This is a genomic window from Shewanella aegiceratis (assembly GCF_019457495.1).
Classification (GTDB): Bacteria; Pseudomonadota; Gammaproteobacteria; order Enterobacterales; family Shewanellaceae; genus Shewanella; species Shewanella loihica.
In genome coordinates this window covers 4212606-4234213 of sequence record NZ_CP080416.1, presented here as the reverse complement: position 1 = coordinate 4234213, position 21608 = coordinate 4212606, and the positions used below count along the sequence as shown (strand labels likewise).

Annotated in this window: 21 protein-coding genes; 14 read left to right on the top strand and 7 right to left on the bottom strand. The window is 54.7% G+C overall.

Features of this window, described 5'->3' with window-relative positions; all coding sequences use genetic code 11:
- Together K0H80_RS18405 and K0H80_RS18400 are read left to right on the top strand one after the other, a co-directional pair.
- Entirely contained in the window at positions 1-1419 is a 1419-nt protein-coding gene (locus K0H80_RS18405) for a tetratricopeptide repeat protein (protein ID WP_220072540.1), read from the top strand.
- Positions 1420-1502: 83 nt separating this feature from the next.
- A complete protein-coding gene (locus K0H80_RS18400; RefSeq protein WP_258406134.1) occupies positions 1503-2786 on the top strand; it encodes a hypothetical protein in 1284 nt (427 codons plus the stop codon).
- On the opposite strand, the gene K0H80_RS18395 is transcribed toward K0H80_RS18400, so the two are convergent.
- Positions 2776-3126, bottom strand: coding sequence for a hypothetical protein (locus tag K0H80_RS18395; RefSeq protein ID WP_220072538.1), 351 nt, complete (start codon positions 3124-3126; stop codon positions 2776-2778). The two genes, K0H80_RS18400 and K0H80_RS18395, sit on opposite strands and share 11 nt — an antisense overlap.
- A gap of 141 nt (positions 3127-3267) precedes the next feature.
- Positions 3268-4260, bottom strand: a complete 993-nt coding sequence (locus tag K0H80_RS18390) for a LysR substrate-binding domain-containing protein (protein WP_011867383.1) — start codon at positions 4258-4260, stop codon at positions 3268-3270.
- 110 nt (positions 4261-4370) lie between these two features.
- Here K0H80_RS18390 and K0H80_RS18385 point away from each other — a divergent pair, with 110 nt between their 5' ends.
- The gene (locus tag K0H80_RS18385) at positions 4371-5573 is read left to right on the top strand and encodes a multidrug effflux MFS transporter (RefSeq protein ID WP_011867382.1); all 1203 of its coding nucleotides are present in this window, start codon (positions 4371-4373) and stop codon (positions 5571-5573) included.
- 79 nt (positions 5574-5652) lie between these two features.
- On the opposite strand, the gene K0H80_RS18380 is transcribed toward K0H80_RS18385, so the two are convergent.
- Positions 5653-6606, bottom strand: a complete 954-nt coding sequence (locus K0H80_RS18380) for a porin family protein (protein WP_220072537.1) — start codon at positions 6604-6606, stop codon at positions 5653-5655.
- Positions 6607-6830: 224 nt separating this feature from the next.
- Here K0H80_RS18380 and K0H80_RS18375 point away from each other — a divergent pair, with 224 nt between their 5' ends.
- Positions 6831-7433 carry a tRNA-uridine aminocarboxypropyltransferase gene (locus K0H80_RS18375; protein ID WP_220072536.1) on the top strand — a complete coding sequence of 201 codons (603 nt, stop codon included), beginning with the start codon at positions 6831-6833 and terminating at the stop codon, positions 7431-7433.
- 187 nt (positions 7434-7620) lie between these two features.
- On the opposite strand, the gene K0H80_RS18370 is transcribed toward K0H80_RS18375, so the two are convergent.
- Positions 7621-9726 carry a putative bifunctional diguanylate cyclase/phosphodiesterase gene (locus K0H80_RS18370; protein ID WP_220072535.1) on the bottom strand — a complete coding sequence of 702 codons (2106 nt, stop codon included), beginning with the start codon at positions 9724-9726 and terminating at the stop codon, positions 7621-7623.
- Between the two features lie 268 nt (positions 9727-9994).
- Between K0H80_RS18370 and K0H80_RS18365 the strand changes: the two genes are divergently transcribed.
- Entirely contained in the window at positions 9995-10342 is a 348-nt protein-coding gene (locus tag K0H80_RS18365) for a hypothetical protein (RefSeq protein ID WP_220072534.1), read from the top strand.
- Between the two features lie 11 nt (positions 10343-10353).
- Positions 10354-10989, top strand: a complete 636-nt coding sequence (locus tag K0H80_RS18360; protein ID WP_220072533.1) for a class I SAM-dependent methyltransferase — start codon at positions 10354-10356, stop codon at positions 10987-10989.
- A 60-nt stretch (positions 10990-11049) separates the two neighbouring features.
- On the opposite strand, the gene K0H80_RS18355 is transcribed toward K0H80_RS18360, so the two are convergent.
- Positions 11050-11760 (bottom strand): flagellar brake domain-containing protein, encoded by a 711-nt coding sequence (locus tag K0H80_RS18355; RefSeq protein WP_220072532.1) that lies wholly within the window; start codon positions 11758-11760, stop codon positions 11050-11052.
- Positions 11761-11973: 213 nt separating this feature from the next.
- On the opposite strand from K0H80_RS18355, the gene K0H80_RS18350 reads away from it, so the two are divergent.
- The 4 genes from K0H80_RS18350 (at position 11974) to K0H80_RS18335 (ending at position 16006) form a co-directional block, all read left to right on the top strand.
- Positions 11974-13305: a M16 family metallopeptidase gene (locus K0H80_RS18350; RefSeq protein ID WP_220072531.1), complete on the top strand. Its 1332-nt coding sequence runs from the start codon at positions 11974-11976 to the stop codon at positions 13303-13305.
- 53 nt (positions 13306-13358) lie between these two features.
- Complete coding sequence (locus K0H80_RS18345; RefSeq protein ID WP_434086656.1) at positions 13359-14750, top strand: M16 family metallopeptidase; 1392 nt, start codon at positions 13359-13361, stop codon at positions 14748-14750.
- Positions 14751-14961: 211 nt separating this feature from the next.
- Entirely contained in the window at positions 14962-15513 is a 552-nt protein-coding gene (locus K0H80_RS18340; protein WP_220072529.1) for a hypothetical protein, read from the top strand.
- On the top strand, positions 15497-16006 hold the full coding sequence (locus K0H80_RS18335; RefSeq protein WP_220072528.1) for a hypothetical protein: 510 nt from the start codon (positions 15497-15499) through the stop codon (positions 16004-16006). The genes K0H80_RS18340 and K0H80_RS18335 overlap by 17 nt, the downstream gene beginning before the upstream one ends.
- A gap of 16 nt (positions 16007-16022) precedes the next feature.
- Here K0H80_RS18335 and trmL read toward each other — a convergent pair whose 3' ends face one another.
- On the bottom strand, positions 16023-16487 hold the full coding sequence (gene trmL, locus K0H80_RS18330; RefSeq protein ID WP_220072527.1) for a tRNA (uridine(34)/cytosine(34)/5-carboxymethylaminomethyluridine(34)-2'-O)-methyltransferase TrmL: 465 nt from the start codon (positions 16485-16487) through the stop codon (positions 16023-16025).
- Between the two features lie 396 nt (positions 16488-16883).
- On the opposite strand from trmL, the gene K0H80_RS18325 reads away from it, so the two are divergent.
- The 4 genes from K0H80_RS18325 to K0H80_RS18310 all read left to right on the top strand — a co-directional run bounded on the left by K0H80_RS18325 (position 16884) and on the right by K0H80_RS18310 (position 19128).
- Complete coding sequence (locus K0H80_RS18325) at positions 16884-17465, top strand: cysteine dioxygenase family protein (RefSeq protein ID WP_220072526.1); 582 nt, start codon at positions 16884-16886, stop codon at positions 17463-17465.
- Between the two features lie 650 nt (positions 17466-18115).
- Positions 18116-18460, top strand: a complete 345-nt coding sequence (locus K0H80_RS18320; RefSeq protein ID WP_220072525.1) for a hypothetical protein — start codon at positions 18116-18118, stop codon at positions 18458-18460.
- Between the two features lie 85 nt (positions 18461-18545).
- A complete protein-coding gene (locus tag K0H80_RS18315; protein WP_220072524.1) occupies positions 18546-18836 on the top strand; it encodes a hypothetical protein in 291 nt (96 codons plus the stop codon).
- Between the two features lie 106 nt (positions 18837-18942).
- Complete coding sequence (locus K0H80_RS18310; protein ID WP_220072523.1) at positions 18943-19128, top strand: glycine zipper domain-containing protein; 186 nt, start codon at positions 18943-18945, stop codon at positions 19126-19128.
- Positions 19129-19993: 865 nt separating this feature from the next.
- On the opposite strand, the gene exaC is transcribed toward K0H80_RS18310, so the two are convergent.
- Positions 19994-21514 carry an acetaldehyde dehydrogenase ExaC gene (gene exaC, locus K0H80_RS18305; RefSeq protein ID WP_220072522.1) on the bottom strand — a complete coding sequence of 507 codons (1521 nt, stop codon included), beginning with the start codon at positions 21512-21514 and terminating at the stop codon, positions 19994-19996.
- Positions 21515-21608 lie beyond the last annotated feature (94 nt).

The following is a 21608-nucleotide window of genomic DNA, read 5'->3' as shown; positions in this document are numbered from 1 at the left end:
TTGCTCAGCGATATCGAACTGGTTAGCCAATTTTCGCACGACCTGGGAGAAGACTACCGTGTGGCCAAGAGTTATGTGCGTGACGTGCCGACCCAGGCACTGCTGCACGTGCGTAGCTTCACCCATAGATTGACCGATAAACTGGCGGCCTCCCAGCAGCTGGTTTTCGACAGTCCCAACCTCTACGACCGAATCGAACTGCTCAACCGTCAGCGGGTGATCAACGTGCGTCTGACCCGCGCCTTGCATAGGCTGCGCAGTGACGGCAACCGTGGGGCCCATCCCGAGAAATATCACCTCACCACCGAGGCGCTCGAGCAGCTGGCCGAGAAGGCGATCGAACGTCTGATCAAGCTGGTGGAAGATCTTTATCCGCTGCTCTGCAATGGGCCAGCTCCCGAGTATCGCTTCGAGCCTTTCGATGCCTTCGCCGGGCGGGATCTCTGCTACCGGGCCGTGATGGAAAACGATCCTCAGGCGCAGTATCTGGTGGGCATGTCGCTCAAGACCCGCGCCCTGATGCAGAAGGAGCAGGAGCAAGCCCTGCATGACGAGGCGGAGCAAGAGCTTGACCCTCAGAGTGAGGCCAACTTCAAACAGGCGTCCCACTGGTTTGCTCTGGCCGCGCCCTATCTGCCCGAGGCGAAATATGAACACGGCGTCAGCCTGCTGCACGGCTATGCCGGCAAGGCGGACGTGGCGGCGGGCGAGAGTGCCATCATAGCCGCGGCTAAGGCCGGGGTGGTGAACGCCATGGCCCTGCTGGGCTATTTCTATCTGGTCGGTAGCGAGCAGATCAGCATAGATACTCAGCTGGCCTATCGTTACCTGCAGGCGGCGGCGGACCGCGAGCAGTCGGAAGCCATGGCAAACCTGGGTGTGCTCTACTATCAGCAAGCCAACTATGCCCAGGCGTTTCACTATATCTCCAGTGCCGCCCAGGCCGGATTCCCCCATGCCCAGTATCACCTGGCGCTCATGTTGGCGCGGGGCGAGGGCTGTGAGGCTGATCCCCTGGCCAGCGAGCAGTGGATGGCCGAGGCCGCCGAGCAGGGGCAACTCGATGCCATGCTGCACTGTGCCCAGCAGATGCTTAACAACGAGAATGCCTTGGGCAATGACTTCTCTCTGGCCGAGCGTTATTTGAGAGAGGCGGTGAAATATGGCCGCAGCGTGCCGGCCATGATAGAGCTGAGCATCGCCCTGGCAGACGGCATATTGGGACGCATCGATGTGGTGGGCTCGGCGGCGCTGCTGAAGATGGCGCGCCAGCGTGGCAATGAACGCGAACGTGAGGTGATAGCCCCACTGTGGGAGTCGCTGGCCCTGCAGATCGATAAGGTCCTGAGCGTCACCCAAGACGCCGAGGAGCTGAGAGCCCTGCAGCGCGCACGGGAACTGCTGAGCGACCCCGCCTAATAGCTAACAATTAACAATTATTGCATACAATATCCATTTGTGGCTAAATGTGCGCCTCTGTTCTCAGCCGGTGTGGAGTCGCCTTGTCACAAATTCAACCTATTCGCTGCCATCTCTGCCAGCAGACACCTTGTTTGACGCGGTGCGCCGAGCACGATGACACTCTCAACCAATATGCTGCAGAATACGTCAAGCTGGTGTTGGCCATAGGCCATCATGAGCCCCTCTATGTGGATGCCTATTACGGTCCCGCCAAGTGGCAGGCCGAAGCCTCAATGCTGTCCCTGCCAGAGCTGGCTTCGCGCTGCGCTTTACTAGTGAACCAGCTGGCCAATGTCGGTCAGGACCAGCCCTGTCAGCTCCTTAGGGAGCGTCATGGCTTCCTGAGCAAGCAGCTCGGCTCGGTGGCGACTTACCTTAAACGCCTGATGGGCCATGCGTTTAGTTTCGATGCCGAGTCGCGGCTCCTCTATGATACTCAGGCGCCCAAACTGAATCTGAGTGACTTCAGTGAGGTGCTCGCACGAATCGATAGCCTGCTGCCCGGAGAGGGCACTCTAACCAAACGCTTTGACGCCTACCGAAGCCAGTTTATCGTGCCGGCCGACAGAGTGCCTCAGGTGTTTACCGCCGCGGTGGAGCAGGCGAGGCTGCTGACAAAGCGTCATCTGACTCTGCCGGAAGGGGAGCAGTTCAGGGTCGAGTTCGTCAAAGACAAGATCTGGACCGCCTATAACTGGTATCAGGGGAATTACGCCAGCCTGATCCAGCTCAATCAGGATCATCCCTTGCATCTTGAGCGTGCCCTGGAGCTGGCCAGTCACGAGGGCTATCCAGGCCATCACGTGTTTAACCTGCTGCAGGAGCGTGAACTGGTGAAGGGGCTTGGCTGGTGGGAATATGCCATCTATCCCCTCTATAGTCCCATCTCGTTTCTCTCCGAGGGCAGCGCCAACTATGGGCTGTCACTGCTGATGACTAAGGAGGAGAGATTCGATTTCGAGCAGCGGGTGTTGATGCCCATGGCGGGGATAGCAGGCGATCTGCAGCATTATCATGAGGTGATGGAAGCCTACAAAGCCCTGGCTAATCTGGATACCTTGGTGTGCAGACAATTAATCGACGGCGAAATAACTCGCGAGGAGGCGTCGCAGTTACTGGTTGAGTTTGCCCTCTACACCCCAGAAAAGGCGGCGCAGAGGGTGCGTTTCTATCAGGCTAATCGTAGCTATGTGCTCAACTATCACCATGGCGAGGCGAGCGTCGGGGAGTATGTTACGAATCAGGCCCGTGATAACTCACAGGCCTGGGAAGTGTTTGCCGCTCTACTCGCAAGGCCAAGGGCGGCGAGCGAGATTATTCGTTAGGGTCGTGCTCGAAGGTGCGACCCTGACGTGGGGCTTGGGTCTTGCCAAAGGGCGAAGCGGTCTCAAACGGCCGCGACGAAAACCCCTTTTGGTCAAAACCTTGCGTCTGTCCGCCGAAGGCGGCATTCCCCTGCTGGCGGAACTTGGCCAGCTGGCGCTTAAGAAAGACCCGGCCAAACAGGCTCAGGATGATAAAGCTTAAGGCGCCGACAAGAATGACAAAGGGAAGCGCTAGCAAGACCAATGTCATCACAACTAAACCGATAGCGAAGGCCATCCAGCCTTTAGTGCCCGAGAACCTATGCTGGAAAGGCGTCTGTTGAAATTGATGATAAATCATAGTTTCTCCTTCATGGCGATGGCTCGATTGTGCCCATATTCGCCCCACGAGATCACGTTAAATTCGTTTAATCTTCTTCGTAAACTGTTACCAAATGTCTCGATGGCGGCAGAAACTTATCTTAACCGCCATAAGGTTAACCTAAGCTGAACCGGATGCCGATAACGCATCTTCGGGCTGGTTGACCGCCTGGGCGACACGCTTGCAGATGGTCTCGCGGATCCACTTGTGCCCGGGTTCGTCATCATTGCGCTCGTGCCATAGCAGTACATAGGCCAGGGAGTGGAAGTCGAACGGCAGCGGCAGTTCCTCCAGCGCGTAGAGCTTGCGGGCGTGGGCGGCGAAGCTAGAGGGTAGGGTAAAGATAAGATCGCTATGGGCGCAGACGCTGGCGGCGCCATAGAAGTCGGGCACTGTGGTGCTCAGGTGACGTCTCTGCCCAGATTTAGCCAGAAAATAGTCCAGCGCCCACCACTCGTTGCCCTCGCAGCGCACCTGCACATGGGACATCTCCAGATAGATGTCGAGATCCCACTGATGATTACGAATGGCCGGCAGCATGGGGTGGCCTTGGCGCACCAGGCAGACCTGATGATCGGTAAACAGCGTCTGGTGGGCGATCCCTTCCGGCAGCCTGTCGATGATGAGATCCGACTGTGGGTTGATGTCTCTGCCCGTGATGCCGAAATCTATCTGGCCCTTCTGCAAAGAGGAGAGAGACTTCTCCGTCCACAGGTAGGAGTCCAGCCTGAGATTGGGCGCGTTGTTGAGCAAGGGGCCGATGAAGTAAGGGATCAGCGTCTCATAGGCACTCTCCACCATGGCGAAGGAGAACTGGCGTCTGCTGCTGGCGGGATTGAAGCTAGGCGGCTGGGTCAGTTGGTAGAGTCCCTGCAACATGTCCGGCAGCTGCTGGCCCAGCAGGGCGGCGTGGGCCGTGGGCTTGAGGCCGTGGGCGGTGCGGATAAACAGGGGATCTCCCAGGGTATCGCGCAGCCGGTTGAGGCTCTTGCTCAGGGCCGATTGACTCAGATGCAGACGGCTGGCGGCGCGGGTCACGCTGCGCTCCTCCAGTAACACCTGCAACATCACCAGTAGATTGAGGTCGATACGCGCCAAGTTGTCGAGATTCATAGATATTCCTTACAGGAAATTAGCTTTTGAAATTATACCATTTCTGTTCATAACTTGGCTGGTCTAAAATAAGCTTCATTACCTTTACCCCTACATAAAATTAGAGAAATATGCGTCGGAACCTGTTACCCATACTCATGTTGATGGTGGTCTTGAGCCCATTAGCCATCGACATCTATCTGCCTTCTATGCCCGTGATGGCGGCCGAATTTGCCGTGTCGGCCAGTCAGGTGCAGTCGACGCTGGTGCTGTTTCTGTTTGCCATGGGTGTCGGTCAGGTGCTGATCGGCCCGCTGGCGGATCGTTACGGTCGTCGTCCTATCGCACTGGGTGGCCTGCTGCTCTATATCGCCAGTAGTCTGTTGGCTGCGGTGGCGATGGAGTTTCAATGGCTGCAACTGGCGCGTGTGCTGCAGGGGCTGGCGGCATGCTCAACCTCTATCGTGGTCTTTAGCGCCGTCAGAGACTGTTTCACCCCTAAAGAGGGCGCCCGCTACTACAGCTATCTTAACGGGGTGATCTGCGTGATCCCTGCATTGGCACCGACTCTGGGTGGTCTGCTGGCGCTGCAATTTGGCTGGCGCTCCACCTTCGTGTTTATGACTCTATACGCCATCATCATAATGATTATCGTCGGCTATCGTCTGCCAGAGACGCGTCCGGCCAACACAGTTACCGAAGGGCCGCTCTATCGCTGGTCGCGTTATAAGCCTGTGCTGATGGACCCGCACTTTATGTTTTATGCCTTCGCCTGTATGGCGGGTATGGCGGCGATTCTTGCCTATGTTTCTTATTCGCCCGTGTGGCTTATCGAGACCATAGGCGTATCAGAGCTGACCTTTAGCGGCCTGTTCGGTCTCAATGCCCTGGTGAATATCGGCGCCTGTTTCGCCGCGCCCGTGGTGATTCAGAAGCTGGGGAACCGCCCGACCGTTATCGTCGCCCTGAGCGCCATGTTGGTCTCGGCACTGCTGCAGCTTGCGGTGCAGTGGGCAGGCCCACAGACGGGACTCGCGGCCGCCTTCGGCTTCATGCTGCCTATGATGCTCTTGTGTATCGGTTTCGCCCTGCTGCTTGGTCCGGCGACCAGCATGGCCCTGGCGGGCTTTGGCGAGCGTGCCGGTACGGCGACCGCCATGCTTGGCTTTATTCAGATGAGCGGCGCCTCGATTCTGGCGGGTCTGGTACAGCAGACTTCGCTGACCGCCCCCTACGCCGTAGTCGTCGTCATGGGCGGCCTGGCGAGCCTACTGCTGGTTGCCATGAACATGAGTCGACTAGACACCTGGCACCAGGAGCGTCACGCCCATTGATAGGCGCAACCTAATCCATTAGCAACACCCTTTTAGCCTGCATTAGTGACCTCAATGCAGGCTTTTTTTGGGGCTGACGTTAGAAGCGGGCGTTTACCCCAATACCGATAAGGAACTCATCTGCTAAATCTTCATCGGAAAATCGCTTAACCCCGGCGAAGTTAGCGGCGAAGTTGTTGGAGATTTGCCACCAATATTTCGTCGACAGGCTAAACAGATTGATGCTGTCATCATAGCTGTATGTGTCAACGGAATTCTCTAGGGTTGGCCACTGGGCTTTTGCATCGCTATTGAACCAGCTATAACCGGCGCCAACGGACCAGGCCGGGGTGACATACCAGTCGGCGCTCAGGCTCACGTGAGTCGTGTCATTTTCATAGCGACTCTCTATCGATTGGGAAGGTATGACACTGCTGCTTTCTAGTTTGCCATATTCGATCTGGGCCTTTAGATCTAAGCCTGTGGTCGATTGCAGCGGGAAGTAGGTACGGATATGAGCGCCATAGAGACTATTGTCTAGATCGTAATTAACGACTTCCTCTGTGCTCAGGCTCCAAGAATCTGAGTTACCTTGATACTGGTAATAGATGGCGACTTCGGAGCTGTCGTTAAAATAGTAGCCGAAGTTGATGCCATAACCGGTTTGATCTTCATCTATCACAGATGCAATCAAATCGTCTTGAGCCACATCGAGATAGAGATAATTGGCGCCGATAAACCATTTGGAGTCCATCACATATCGACCATCCACTGTGTAGCGAACCGTATCGTCATAGGCGTTTTCCTGAGCATACATACCGCCTAGATAGGAGGATTGCGCCAGGAATCCCGCCAGTGCATGAGGGGCATTGTTCTTCTCTACAGGTTTAAAATAGAAGCGGTAGTCAAGGTTCCAGACACCGTCCTCGAAGTGATCTGTATCGGTGCCGAAGCTCACATTGGCTTCGTGCTGAAAGGTATTAACGGTTTCACCGGCAAACGCCTGTGTCGTTAACCCTAGGAGGAGAGGGAGTGTGAGTAGCTGTTTTTTCATGTTCTTCTTCCTTGTAGTTATATTGGCAGCGTCCATGCTGTGATAACACTCAGCTGCCCGTTATAATCTTGCTTTAAGACGAGCCATTGCCCAGCGCTGGATTATATTTGTTAATCGATTGTTGTGTAAAGGTTTGATTTTTATGCGTGAGTTTTAAGTGGCCGAGTCGCGCAGTGTGTTAGCTCGGTTAGATATAGCACTCAGCCATCGCTATCGAGGATCTTGTGAGCCGTCCCGTTTGCCCCCAATGCCAATACCCGGTTAATGCCTGTCTGTGCGACAGCATTCGTCCGTTATCTACCCGCGTCGAGGTGATTGTGTTGCAGCACCCCAGCGAGGTGTCCCATGCCAAGAACAGCGTCAAGCTGATGCAGGCTGTGATGGGGGAGCAGTTGCGGCTGGTGGTGGGAGAGACGCCGGAAGATTTTGCCGAGCTGAGGGGCTATCTCGCGGCGCAAACCCGGCCTGTGTGTCTGCTCTACCCCAGCGAAACCAGCCAGCCACTGGAGGCGTCGGTGCCAGATCATGATGCGATCTTGCTGCTGCTCGACGGCACCTGGCGTAAGGCCTACAAGTTGTTGCAGCTAAATCCTTGGCTGCTTGAGTTTACCGGGGTACACCTGAATCTCGACGCCCCCTCCAAGTACACCATACGTAAGGCCAAACGCGACGATAGCCTGTCGACCCTGGAGGCGGCGGCGCTGGCCATAGAGACGCTAGAACCTGGCTGCGATGTGTCGCCACTCCATGACGCCTTGGCGGCCCTGGTGGAGAAACGTCTGGCGGCTATGCCCGCGGCGGTGAGGCAAAGATACGGGCCCAAATAACTTGGTGATAAAACTGTGAACCAGCTATAGGTTGCCGGAAAAGCCTATGGGGTAGATCACGATAATCTGAAACGAATTAAGGTCTAATAGCCTGAGTCACTCAAGATAGAGTGGTCAGATAGCTGTGTCAGTTTACTGTCCATGCAGGGAGGCAGTATGCCCTCGAGGCGCTGACACAGTTATCGGTTCAATGCAGGAAGAAGTTTGCCTTGGTGAACTGCTCAGCCGCCGTTGGATAACCATAAAAATACCCCTGGGCGAATCCTTGGCCCATCCCCGCCAGTATCTGTTTCTGTTCCAGCGTCTCGACCCCTTCCACCACAAATTGGATCTTCAGCGCCTGAGCTAGCTGTATCATGGCCTGGCAGAGTTCACGTCCCTGGGGATCGTTGAGTCGCTCGGCGAAGCCCGCATCTATCTTGAGCGTGTCTATGGGCAGGCTGCCCAACTTGCTGAGAGAAGAGAGCCCGGCGCCGAAGTCGTCGATGGCGATACGCACCCCTAGCGCCTTGAGGTGGTTGAGGGTGGCCTTTACCCGCTTGGGCTGGCGCAGCAGGGCCGATTCGGTGATCTCCAGTACCAGGCCGTTGGCGGGCAGGCCGCTAGATTCGAGCGCATGGGTCACCTGCTTCACAAAATCCGGATGTTCCAGTTGGGTCGCCGACACATTCACGCAGGCCTGAAGTGGTTTATCTATCTCGCTGCGCCACTTGGCGACCTGTTCGCAGGCAGTGGTGAGCACCCACTGACCTATGTTGATCAGTAGGCCCGTCTCCTCTAGCAGGGGGACGAAGTCGCTGGCCTCGATTATCTCTGTATCACTCTTGTGCCAGCGCAGCAGCGCCTCGACTCCCAATACCTGGCTGCCGTCGAGATTGACGATCACCTGATAGGCCAGCTGGAACTGGTTCAGGCTAAAGGCATGACGCAGATCGTTGATGGTCTTCAGCTTGTATTGGGCATCCCTGTGCATCTGGCTGTCGTAGAAGAGCACATGGTTAGGACTCTTCTTGGCGCAATACATGGCGGTATCGGCAAAGCTGAGCAGCTGAGCGGCCTGGTCGCTATGCTCGGGGAAACAGGCTATGCCTATGCTGGTCCCTAGGAAGAACTTCTGACCGTTGATTTCGAAGGGCGCGTCGAATATCGCCAGCAGCTGCTGCGAGATGGCCTCTATCTCCTCGCTATCCTGGCAATCGTTTAACACCAAGGTAAATTCGTCGCCGCCGAGACGGGCGATATGGGCATTGTCGATGCAGCTGGCCTCGAGGCGTGCGGCCACCAGTTGCAGTACCTTGTCGCCTGTGGCGTGGCCGAAGCAATCGTTCACATTCTTGAAGCCGTTAAGGTCCATAAACATCACGGCGCCCGGCTTTCCGCCCACCTCCATGGCATCGGCCAGCACCTGATCCAGATGCAGTTTGAGCTGGTGGCGATTGGGCAGGCCGGTCAGGGTGTCGACCATGGCCTGCTCGGTCAGGCGCGACTCCAGGCGCTTCTTGGCGCTGATGTCGCTAAATAGGGTGACATAGAAGATCTCGCCGTCTATCTGCAGCTTGCGGCAGCTCTTCCAGGCAGGAAATTGGCTGCCATCGGAGCGGGTCTTCAGGGTCTCGCCCTGCCAGCTGCCGCGATCTTCCAGGCTCTGTAGGAAATCGGTTTGTCTTTGGCTGGCCTCGCAAAATCCCTGTAGATCCAGCGGGCTCTTATTCAACAGTTGGTCGGCGCTATAGCCGCAGATGCGGCTCATCGCCTTGTTGACCGCGATGATCTCATGCTGGTGGTTACTGATGTAGACGGCTTCGGCGCTGTCTTCCAATATGCTGGAGACCAACTGTGCCGGTAGGCGATCGAATCCGTTGGATACCGTCTCGCGCCGTTTTGCCCTGCGATCGGCGGGATCGAAGCGCGCCAATATCACCTGGCTGCCCTCATGATCTGCCGGCAGCATGGTGACTCGGGTAGGCAGCTCACGCCCCAGCTGGCTCATGTGCAGCCAGTTGATGCTGACCACCTCGCCCTGATGGACGCGTTCGATTAGCTGCTGCGCCACCTCTATGCTGTTGATGCCGCTGGCCTGGATCCGTGGGGAGAAGTCGTAGGGGGTGGCCGTGATGAAGCTGTCGCGCTGGGTGTCGAAATAATCCAGCGTGCCCTGACTGGCCCCGATGAAGGCGTGTCCCTTGAGGACGGCTAGGTAAGCGCACTCATCCTGGCGCCAACTGTCGAGTTGCCGCTGAATCTCAGGCTGTGCGCTGCGAAGCTGCGCCAATAAGGTAAACCAAGGGCCCATAGGGTGCTCCAAGAGATGGCTCGCAAATGGGGCATAGAGCAGCTTTATATCTTGCCTGCGCTGGTCTTCTCTCTGCCAATTGGGTTAAAAATACCGCGAATCGATAAGAGACTCAAACCTAAGGACAAGTTTTTGCATGGTTTTTCAGTCATTTTTATGACATTTGTTAACAAATGCCTTCGGGGAGCCGAGCCTGAGGTTTTTCAGCTTTGCGCTCGCGATAGTGCTAGAATCACCACAGACCCTCATCTGGTTAAGGATAACTGTCATGTTGACCCGCTCAATTTCTTGTATCGTCTTGGTGTTGCTCGCTAGCCTGAGCTGGGATCTGGCGGCGAAGGAGCATAAGCGCATGAGCCCTAAGGCCGAGGAGGCCAGCAAGATTGCCCGCCAGACCGAGGCGGAGCAGCTGGAGAAGGCCAGAAAGGCGGCCAACGCCACCCAGGCGAGAGAGCAGGCCGTGCTCGAACGTCAGCAATCGGGCGAATGGCAGGAAGACCAGCGCGAGAAGGCGCAGCGTCAGTTTAACGAGCGCGAGAGTCGAGAGTCTAAGTACTTAAAAGAGGCGCGCGAAGCCGCGGCCCAAGAAAGAAAAATTCCCAAACCCCAAAGCTAATTGGAAGCCCTGTGAGTCTTTGTCCCCTTTGTCATAGTGATAACCTGGCGTGCTTTCATCGCGATAAGCACAGAGCATATGAAATCTGTAACCAGTGCCAGCTGGTGAGCGTTCCCGACCAGTACCTGTTAAGTGCCGAAGCCGAGAAGGCGTTTTACGATCATCACCAAAACGACAGTAAGGATCAGGGCTATCGGCGCTTCTTAGGGCGCACCTGGTTACCCCTGAGTGAGCGACTGACCAGCGAGCATAGAGGGCTGGATTTTGGCTGTGGCCCGGGGCCGACCATCAGCGTGATGGCGGGCGAGGCGGGGATTGCCATGGACAACTATGATCTCTACTACTTTCCCGACGAGCAGCTGCTGCAGCAGCAATATGACTTCATCACCATGACAGAGGTGATAGAGCATGTAGCCGATGCCTCGGCCCTGCTGCAGAGGCTGGATGCCATGATGAAGCCGGGGACCTGTCTGGCTGTCATGACCAAGCGGGTGCTGGATGAGGCCGCCTTTGCCAACTGGCATTACAAGCAGGATCAGACCCATATCCGCTTCTACAGCACGGCCACCTTCGAGTGGATCGCTAAAGCGTTTAACTGGCGGCTCGAGGTGATAGACAAGGATGTGGTCTTCTTTACTAAATCCTAAGCCTCAGATTCAGCCTCAGATTAAGCCTCAGGCCGTGGCCTTAAAGACTCATTTTTAGGGCTATGCCTTAGGCTGCTGCATCAGGTGATTGATGATCACCTTCTGGGCAAAGTCGCCCAACGTCTCCTCATCCTGACTCTCATCTAAGATGAAGCCATATTGATACTGGCTGCGCCCCACGCTTGGAGGCTGGATGTTCTTGAGCAGGATAGGCACGCTGAGGGTCTCCAGCGACTGCTCAAATTTGACCTGTAAACGATAGCCCTGATTCAGGGCGCCTCCCTCAATCTCATCACCTATATAGGCGCCGCCCTTGACCGAGATATCCTGCAGAAAGCCGCTGGAACAGACATGGGTGGAGTGGCTCTCTGCCGTGCGCTCATGGATCGAGGCGGCCAGATTGACCGGAATGCGGCAGTGTTGTCTCAGGGCTACGCTCTGCAGCACCTTGGGGTATTTCACCACTAACCAGCGCCCGGCATTGTTGAGCAGCGTCTTGATCTGACTGCGAAAGGCGAGGATGTTGGCCTCGGGATCGTCGCTGTTGATCAGGCGCACCACCACACCTTGTCCCTGGGTAATATAGTCCTGGGCGGCCTGCCAGTATTTGTCCTGGCCAAGGGCGAGAATGATGGCGTTGTCCGGGTCTATGCCGATCAGCCGGGTCTTGAGCCTGATGGGCCTGAGCGGCGTAAGCACCTGCAGCTGCGCCTCTGTGTTGCAGTTGATACGGTTTAGGTAGGCTAAATCGATCTCTGTGGCTTGTGGCAAGGCGTACTCTCCCTCGGGTTAGGTGTCGTCATACTTGTGTCTTAGCATGGCACAAAAGCAATAAGTTACAATTCTCTCGCGTGATACTGGCTACAACAGACTTGATCTTATTTATAATTTCGCCTCTTATAGTTGTCGATGATTGGGGGCTCACAAACGATGCCACCAGATACCGAGAAAAACTCTATCTGCTCACGAATGAGGGAACGACAGATGATGCGAAAGATTATCGCACTGTGCCTTTCCATTGGGGGAATCCTCTCCTCCATGGGGGCGCAGGCAACTCAAGCCGAAGACATAAAAAGCTTCACGTTAGATAATGGCATGAAAATCATGGTGCTAGAAGACGCCTCGATCCCAAATGCCAACATGTATCTATTTTGGAAGGTGGGATCCCGCAACGAGGTGCCGGGCATCACAGGGATCTCCCACTTCTTCGAACACATGATGTTCAACGGCTCGAAGAAATTTGGTCCTAAGATGTTCGACCGCACCATGGAGGCGGCGGGCGGCGCCAACAACGCCTACACCACAGAAAATCTGACCGTCTACACCGACTGGTTTCCGGCCAATGCCCTGGAGACCATCTTCGATCTCGAGGCCGACCGTATCGCCAATCTGGATATCAATCCTGAGATGGTAGAGAGCGAGCGTGGCGTGGTCGCTTCCGAGCGCACTACTGGCCTGGAAAACTCTAATTGGCGCACCCTGCAGGAAGAGATCAAGGGCGCCGCATTTCGCGCACACCCTTATAGCTGGTCTGTCATAGGTCACGAGTCGGATATCGCCGCCTGGACCCAGGATGATCTGGTGCAGTACCACAAGACCTACTATGCGCCCAACAATGCCGTGGTGGTGATCGCCGGTGATGTAAAGCTTAACGAAGTCAAAACCTTGGCCAACAAGTACTTTGCGCCGATCCCCGCTCAGACTCCGCCCCGCGAGGTGAAGACGGTCGAGCCTTTGCAGAAGGGTGAGCGCCGTGTCTTCGTACAGAAGGCCTCTGTCAGCACGCCGAACGTGATGCTGGCCTACCATGTGCCGGCGACCTCGAATCAGGACTACTACGCCCTGGATCTGCTCTCTTCTATCCTGACCACGGGCAACAGCTCGCGCCTGTATCAAGGGCTGGTGGAGAAGCAGGTGGCCATCGAGGTGGAAACCTATATGCCGATGAGCTTCGACCCTAACCTCTTCTATGTGATGGGCGTTGCCAACCCAGGCATCACAGCCCAGGAGCTGGAGAGCGGCATGATCGGCGAGATCAACCGTATCGCCCGCGACGGCGTGACCCAGGATGAGCTTGAGAAGGTGAAGAATATCAAGCTGATGAATTTCTACCGCGCCATGGAAACCATTAACGGCAAGGCCAACACCTTAGGGACCTACGAGCTCTATTTCGGCAGCTTCGACAAGCTGTTCAATGCGCCTGAGGCTTATAACAAGGTGACCCCAGAAGATATTCAGCGTGTTGCGCAAACCTATCTACGTCGCGCCAACCGCACCGTTGCCGTACTGGCGGCCACAGAGGAGAGTGACCAATGAAGACCCTATTGACTCAAATTCCCCAAGGCTTTGCCAAGCTGGGCACAGCGGCCATGGTGGCCGGCGCCCTGGCACTCTCGGGCTGCGCCGCGACGACAACGAGCCAGACGGTCGACACCGGCAGCTTCAGCATGCCCGCCTATGAGCAGTATCAACTGGCCAACGGCATGACAGTCTATCTGATGCCACAAACCGAGGTGCCGTTGATCACCGTCAGCGCCGTGGTGCGCGCCGGTGCGGTCAAGGACACCACCTCAGGGGTGGCCAACATGACGGCCAAGTCCTTGTTGCTGGGCGCTAACGGCAAGAGCAAGTCAGATATCGAGCAGATGGTCGACTTCTTAGGCGCCTCGATTGCCGCCGATGCGGGTAAGGAAGGCAGCTTTATCGATGCCGACTTCATGGCGAAAGACACAGACAAGATGCTGCCTCTGATGCGGGATCTGCTGCGCGCTCCAGATTTTGATGGCGGCGAGTTCGACAAGCTGCGTCAACGTGAGATGGCGGGCCTGGCCCAGGAGAAGGAGAGCCCACGCGTGGTGATCCATCGCTACTTCGACAAGCTGGTATTTGGCGATCACCCCTACGGCAATCCGGCGTCGGGGACCCGCGACTCGCTGGCCGAGCTGACGGTTAACCAGCTTCGCGCCTTCCACAAGAGCTATTATCAGCCACAAAACATCGCCATCTCGGTCGTCGGTGATTTTAAGCCAGGCGAGATGAAGGCAAGACTAAATAAGCTGTTTGGCGATTGGCACAACGGCGAGGCGATCGCCAAGCAAGACCTGGCCGAAGGCCAGCCGTCGCTGGATGCCAGTAAGGTGCTATTGGTCAACAAGGGCGATGCCATCGAGACCACCTTCCTTATCGGTGGTAAGGGCATTAGCCGCAACAATCCAGATTACGTGGGGCTGCAGGTGGTCAACACTATCCTGGGTGGCCGTTTCACCTCCTGGCTCAACGATGAGCTCAGGGTGAACGCCGGTCTGACCTATGGTGCTCGCTCGGCCTTTACCCCCTATTCTCAAGGGGGCGTATTCAGGATCAGCACCTTCACCAAGAGTGATACTACCAAGGAGGCGATCGATCTGGCGCTGAAGACCTATTCGCGTCTGTGGCAGACGGGGATAGATCAGCCGACCCTGGACTCGGCCAAGGCCTATGTGAAGGGGCAGTTCCCGCCTAAGTTCGAGACCAGCGAACAGCTGGCCGGCCTGCTGTCGAGCATGTACCTCTACGGTTTCGATGACAGCTTCATCAACGACTTCCAGAAGAATGTCGATGGCCTGACCCTGGCGGAGACCCAGCGCCTGGTGAACAGCTATTTCCCACAGGACAAGCTGCAATATGTGCTGATCGGCAACGCCAGCAAGATCGCCGATATCGCCGCCCAGTATGGTGAGGTGAAGCAGGTGGAGATCAATGCGGTCGGCTTCTCGCAATAAGCCTTATTAGTAAGAGATAGCTAGTTAGGCTAAATCATAAAGGCTCGTCGGCTAACGCTGACGGGCCTTTTTTATCGGTGAATAGCGCCAGTGTTAACGGGCTAGCGGTTCGCATTTCGATGGGCTTTCATCTAGGGTTAACTAACACCTTAACTAACGCCTTAACTAACACCTTGACTAAGTCTTAGCCCAGCCCTATCAGGAGATGCCCATGACCCAGGTTATACCGCCCCGCTGCGACACATGCGCCTGTGATGACGCCGACTGGTGCCACCTGCAGGAGACCACTAAGCTGCTGCTATTGGCGACGGCGCAGATAGAGCTATCGCTCACCGATGGCGATCATAATGTCACCGGCCTAGGGCAGTTGTTTACCCAGATGGCCGGGCATCTCACCGAGGTCAATCGACATCTCCATGGTACGGCCGATACGCCAGCGGCGATTCTGGCCCACAGCGATAGCCTGATGCAGGCAATCGACAGCGGGGTGATGGCGTTTCAGTTCTACGATCGCATCTCTCAGCGGCTGAATCATGTGATCACCGCGTTGAGTCTGATGGAGGCCATGCTGGGGGACGAGCAGCGACGCCACTCCCAGGCGGCCTGGGCGAACTTGCAAAGGGAGATACAGGCGCATTATTCTCTTGATTGCGAACGGCAGATGTTTGCGGCCCTGCTTGAGGGCGTGCCGATATACGAGGCGCTAAACGCCTATCGAGAAACGCATTTACACCAAACAAAACAAGATGTTGAACTATTTTAAATCGCTCATTTTATTCTCGGCCATGCTGTTTTCGTCGATGGCCTTGGCGGAGAAGATAGCCCTGCCCGACTTCTGTCAGGCCCTGGCGGGGAGCTGGCAGGGGGAGGGCTCCAGGCCCAAGGGACAGGTAAAAGCGGTACAGGTGCAGGGGCTCTGTAGCGGCGATCGGCGTCAGCTGACGCTCTCGGTGAGCGAACACGCCAGTCATCCGCTGAGCGAGACCTGGTGGTTTCGCGAGGGAGATGGCGAGATAAAGCTCACCTATTTCAACGGCGTCGACCCGGATAAGACTCTCTTCTTTACCCTGTACCGGGAGGAGAGTGGCTTCTCCCTGCTGGGCAAGGGTGTGGTGCAGCAGCGTCCGGCGATGATCCACCTCAGCTTCGTGCCACAGGGAGATGGCTGGTTATGGCTGCAGAAGGTGCAATATCTGGATCAGGACGATGACGACTATCAAGTCTATCGTGGCATCGCCCTTAATCCTGCCTCATAAACTCCACATAAAGGGTTTAGCAGGCGCCCTCATAGCCAAGCTGACGCCAGGCCTCATAGCTGATGATGGCGACCGAGTTAGACAGGTTGAGGCTGCGGCTGCTGGCGGCCATTGGGATGCGCAGGCGCTGGCTGGCGGGGATCGATTCTATGATTTCCATCGGTAGGCCGCGGGTCTCGGGGCCAAACAGCAAGACATCATCCTTCTCGAAGGCGATTTCGCTATGGGGGCGACTGCCCTTGGTGGTGCAGGCCATGATGCGCTTACCGGCCATGGCGCTCAAGAAACTCTCGAAGTCCTTGTGGCGGGTGACCCGGGTAAGATCACTATAGTCCAGCCCGGCGCGGCGCAGCTTCTTCTCTTCAAGATCGAAACCCAATGGCTCGATAAGGTGCAGCTGGCAGCCGTTGTTGGCGCACAGGCGGATGATATTGCCGGTATTGGGGGCAATCTCTGGCTCATAGAGGGCGATATGGAACATCTTGGCTTACCTTTGAACGGATGAGCGGCGATTATAAGGGAAATGGGGATGGGGGAAAACAGCCCTTTTGCAGAGGGTAGTGGCCTGACTGACGAGGAGAGGCTGGTTAGTTGTTGAGGCTTTTAGCTGAGTTGATGTTTGCTAGGGTTATGAAGGGCTAACCTTCGCTGTTGCTTATCGCCTGCCCGGGGCTTTATCGTGTCCGGGGCTTTATATGCAAGCACTAATGTCGTGATCACAGGGGCGGTAAGCTTATCTACATAACGCCGATATTTACCCAATCCCTTTATTACTCTTCTATCCTATGGCTTTTATCTGCTATCGACCTATTGCCTATTTATTGCCTGGGGCGGATCGCCTAGCCTTGATTGACGGCATTTAGGCCAGGGAGTGTATATGGAAAACATTGGCAGATTGCGGGATTTTGTTCAGTCCTTTACCCGGGTTGTTGAGCAGGTCGGCTGCGATGAGGCTCGTATCTTTTCCGACGGCAAGTCGCTGCTGTTGGAGCTTATTGCTCATGATGACTGGCTACCCCATGCCTTTGCTCAGCCGAGTATTGAGAGCTATCGGCAGTATCTGCTCTATTGCGATCCTCTGGAGCGTTTCTCTGTGGTGAGCTTCGTCTGGGCACCGGGGCAGACCACACCTGTTCATGACCATACCGTATGGGGCATGGTGGGCGTACTGCGCGGCGCCGAGCGCTGTGAGGAATATGAGCTGGACGAGGTTGCCAGCTGTCTGCGGGCCAGCGGCAGTCATGAGTTGCCCGTCGGCGGTGTCGATCTGGTCTCGCCAGATATCGGCGATATCCATAGGGTTTCTAATGCTCTATTGGAGGGAGTATCTATCAGCATTCATGTCTATGGCGGCAACATAGGTGCGGTGCAGCGCCATGTTTATGACCCCGATACCGGGGTCAAGAAGCCTTTTATATCTGGGTATTCGAATAGTGTGGTGCCGAATATATGGGGGTGATCGGGCTGATGCTTCCAGCTGCATTTGTATTTGAAGGGATTTTGAAGGTCGAATCTTCACCTTCATCAATTGCCTGCGGCAGGCTTATGTGCAAGCACTCTTTTGGCACGCTGTGAATATGTCCTTATACGCTTCACGGCGGCGTCCATGCCGCCGAGAGCCAAAAGCGTGCTTACACTAGGTATCTATCGTCTCTTCGATTTGGCGGTGTTGGGGAGAGAAGGGAGTTAAAGCGCTAACTTATTTATGCCCAAAATTGAGTTAGCTCGTTGTCGGTGGTTCAGTACCGAACTGATTTTCTGACCTAAAGATATTCATCGATACCCCCCCCCTGTTATGTAGTTCACTACTCTCCATCAAAACTGGATAAGGATACCGCCATATTAAAATCATAAGGATTTTGAACGATTTTTATCCTGTATCCTTGCGCGTTTTCTCATTTCGCATTAAATAAATACATTTAAAATTAATCGCTTATGTTATTCGTTAAGTAGATAATAGGTTTGGAAAACGCGCATGCGCATTTTTCCAGATGGTGTATTTAGCAAAATGCTGATAAGTTCATTACATACAGATAGTTAGCTGTGCGCGTTTTCACTGGTCCAACGAGGTAAACGCGCATGCGCACTAATAAAATGTTAGTACGATAGATGAAGAACCGCGAAATCATTACACTCATGCACAAGCTGTCACACGGTAGGATTGGCCCTAGTGGAGATTGGGTGCGGGTTTTCAATGATAGAGAAGAATTGGACGAAGGTAAGTTCAATAAACTCCTAAAGGACGCTATTCAATCTGACATTGTTTTGATCTATCAAAGCTCAATCAATGTCACTGAGGCAAATGCATCGGAGGCATATAAAATAGTCGCGGAATACGTGAAACATGGGATAGTCAAACTTGCTGACCCACGATTTAAGTCCCAAGTAGAAATTGACCCATTAGGCATTGGTGCTAAATATCGTACTAACAAAGCAATTAATTCGGACGCGTAATGCTTGGCTCGCGCTCGTTCCTCGCAAATTTTAGCCAAGCATTACTTGCCGATTATTCGCGACGTTATGTGGCTAAGGACAGTCAATGAATGTGTCCGTAAAAGTTACTTTTCTAGTTATTGAGCGACCTCCTCATAGGTTTAGGTATACAGGTAGTATTTGGCCAAGAGTCCACTATCTAGATGGTGTTGATACTAGCTGCAGACTGATGCTTCCTGAAGACGTGGAAGCGTTTGATGGAGATACAGTCGAACTCAAAATGAGTTTTCTAGATGATGAAATTCATCAATCTAAAATGTATGAGGGTATGCCGTTTGAGCTTTACATATGTAATGTCAAAATCGCAGAGGGGCAGGTACTCAGGCTTGAAGTATAGCTACATAACCAGTCGCTCAAGATCACTCCGTCAGCTATGGCTGGTTCCGTGAGATTGGCGCGTAGCGCCAGCCCTTAGCAAGGCGTTAGTTGATTATGGAGTATAAATGGGTAAGTGGAACAATAATAGTAGCTCAAAAAATAATCCAATGGCATTTGGAATAGGTATAGGAATAGCTATTGGCTCTGGACTTGGAGTTGCTCTTGGGAATTTAGCTTTAGGTATTGGAGTTGGAATTGCAATTGGTGTAGCCATAGGCCTGGAACAAAAGAAAAAAACAAGAAAAAAGTGACGATGAGTAGGCTAGTAATCAGCAACTAACAAGCGCATTCAACTGGCCAAATACTGGTAGGCTCCTATGCCGCGCTTCGGTTGTTAGCCAAGCAGCATTTCCCCTTTAACACGGGTGTTATGTAAAAATTTAACAAAGGAAGTTTATGATGAATGTTAACGCAACTCTCTGGGGGCAAATCCTCTTCGTCGTGGCGCTAATAGTCATTTTTTTCACGGTAAGGTTTGCGCAGGGTAAAGCGAGCAATGTTCCTTTGGTTGGCTTTTATGCACTTCTACTCAACTTGTTAATTCCGCCAGGTGGCTGGATTTATTGTGGCTATTGGTATTTTAAAAAGTCCTAACTGAGAGCGGTTAGTTTCAATGTAGGCTTTCGAGCGCCAACTCGTTTTTGTCCAATTGAATTTTATTGTCAGGCTATCCATTAACGTTTAATCGAAGAGACGATAGATACAAGTGTAAGCACGCTTTTGGCTCTCGGCGTGCCAAAAGAGTGCTTGCACATAAGCCTGCTGCAGGCAGTTGATGCACCATGAAGCCATGGTCCAAGGAAACCCTTCAAACAGCAAAGTAGTGTGATGCTCACTTACTAAAACCTTCGCTGAAAGGCCATTCAGATCCCCTCGAGCTGCACCGTCCGCAGGTAATCGATACACCATGAAGCCATGGTTCAAACTTTCTCTTCAAATACCAAAGTCAGTTTGATGCCTCTTCAAATAAGCTCATCATGAGTCCATGGTCAAAATCACTTCTTCCAAGCCTCAAATTGGGTGAATGTAGCTACTTAGATAGCTGTCCCTTCATGAGGGGATAGCGCCTGCTGAGCTCCAGTCTCAGCAGGCTTTGGGTTGAGCCAGATCGCTAGGTTAGAAGAAACCTAGCGGGTTGACGTCGTAGCTGACGAGCAGGTTCTTGGTGTTCTGGTAATGGCTGAGCATCATCTTGTGGGTCTCGCGACCTATGCCTGACTTCTTGTAGCCACCGAATGCGGCGTGGGCAGGGTAGGCGTGGTAGCAGTTGATCCATACGCGTCCCGCCTGAATACCACGTCCCATGCGCTGGGCGCGGTTCATGTCGCGGGTCCAGACGCCGGCGCCCAGGCCATATTCTGTGTCGTTGGCGATGGCCAGCGCCTCGGCCTCATCCTTGAAGGTGGTGACCGAAATAACGGGACCGAATATCTCCTCCTGGAAGACGCGCATCTTGTTGTGGCCCTTGAGTATGGTGGGCTCGATATAGAAGCCGCTGCTCTGATCGCCAGATAGCTGACAGCTGGTGCCACCAATTAGCACCTCGGCGCCCTCATTGCGGCCTATCTCCAGGTAACTTAGGATCTTATCAAACTGCTCCTGGGAGGCCTGGGCACCTACCTGGGTGTCGGTATCCAGTGGGTTGCCCTGCTTGATCGTCTTGGCGCGGGCGATCACCTTGTCGATAAACTTGTCGTAGATGGACTCGGCGATCAGTACCCGTGACGGGCAGGTACAGACCTCACCCTGGTTGAAGAAGGCCAGCAGCATGCCTTCAACCGCCTTATCCAGATATTCATCTTCTTGCTCCATCACGTCGGCAAAGTAGATGTTGGGCGACTTGCCGCCCAGCTCGACGGTAGAGGGGATCAGCGACTCGGCGGCGCACTTGAGGATATGGTGACCTATCTGAGTCGAGCCGGTGAAGGCCAGCTTGGCGATGCGCTTGCTGACCGCCAGCGCCTGACCCGCCTCGGTGCCGAAACCGTTGACGATATTGAGCACGCCGGCTGGTAGCAGATCTTGAATCAGTTCGACCATCACCAGGATGGAGACGGGTGTCTGCTCGGCGGGCTTGAGCACTATGCAGTTACCGGCGGCCAGCGCCGGGGCGATTTTCCAGGCGGCCATCAGCAGCGGGAAGTTCCAGGGGATGATCTGGCCGACGACGCCCAGCGGCTCGGGAAAGTGGTAGCTGACGGTGTTGTTGTCGATATCGGCGGCGCTGCCTTCCTGGGCGCGGATACAACCGGCGAAGTAGCGGAAGTGATCCACAAACAGCGGCAGATCCGCATTCAGGGTTTCGCGTACTGCTTTACCGTTCTCCCAAGTTTCGGCCACGGCCAGAAACTCCAGATTTTGCTCGACGCGATCGGCTATCTTCAGCAGTAAGTTGGAGCGTTCGGTCACCGAGGTCTTGCCCCAGGCATCTTTGGCGGCGTGGGCGGCGTCCAGTGCCAGCTCGATATCGCGCTCGTCCGAGCGGGCCACCTGACAAAACACCTGGCCGTCGACAGGTGAGCGGTTATCAAAATATGCCCCGCCCACAGGCGCGACCCACTGCCCCCCAATGAAGTTGTCGTAACGGCCGTTGAAGTTAACTATGGCATCTGTCGTGCCTGGCTTGCTGTAGATCATCTTGAGCTTCCTTGTATGGTTTTGTCTTGTCGAAAGGCGCCTCTGCCGGGCGCCCTATTTTTATGTTTAAAAAACAACAGGTTTAAATTTTTTA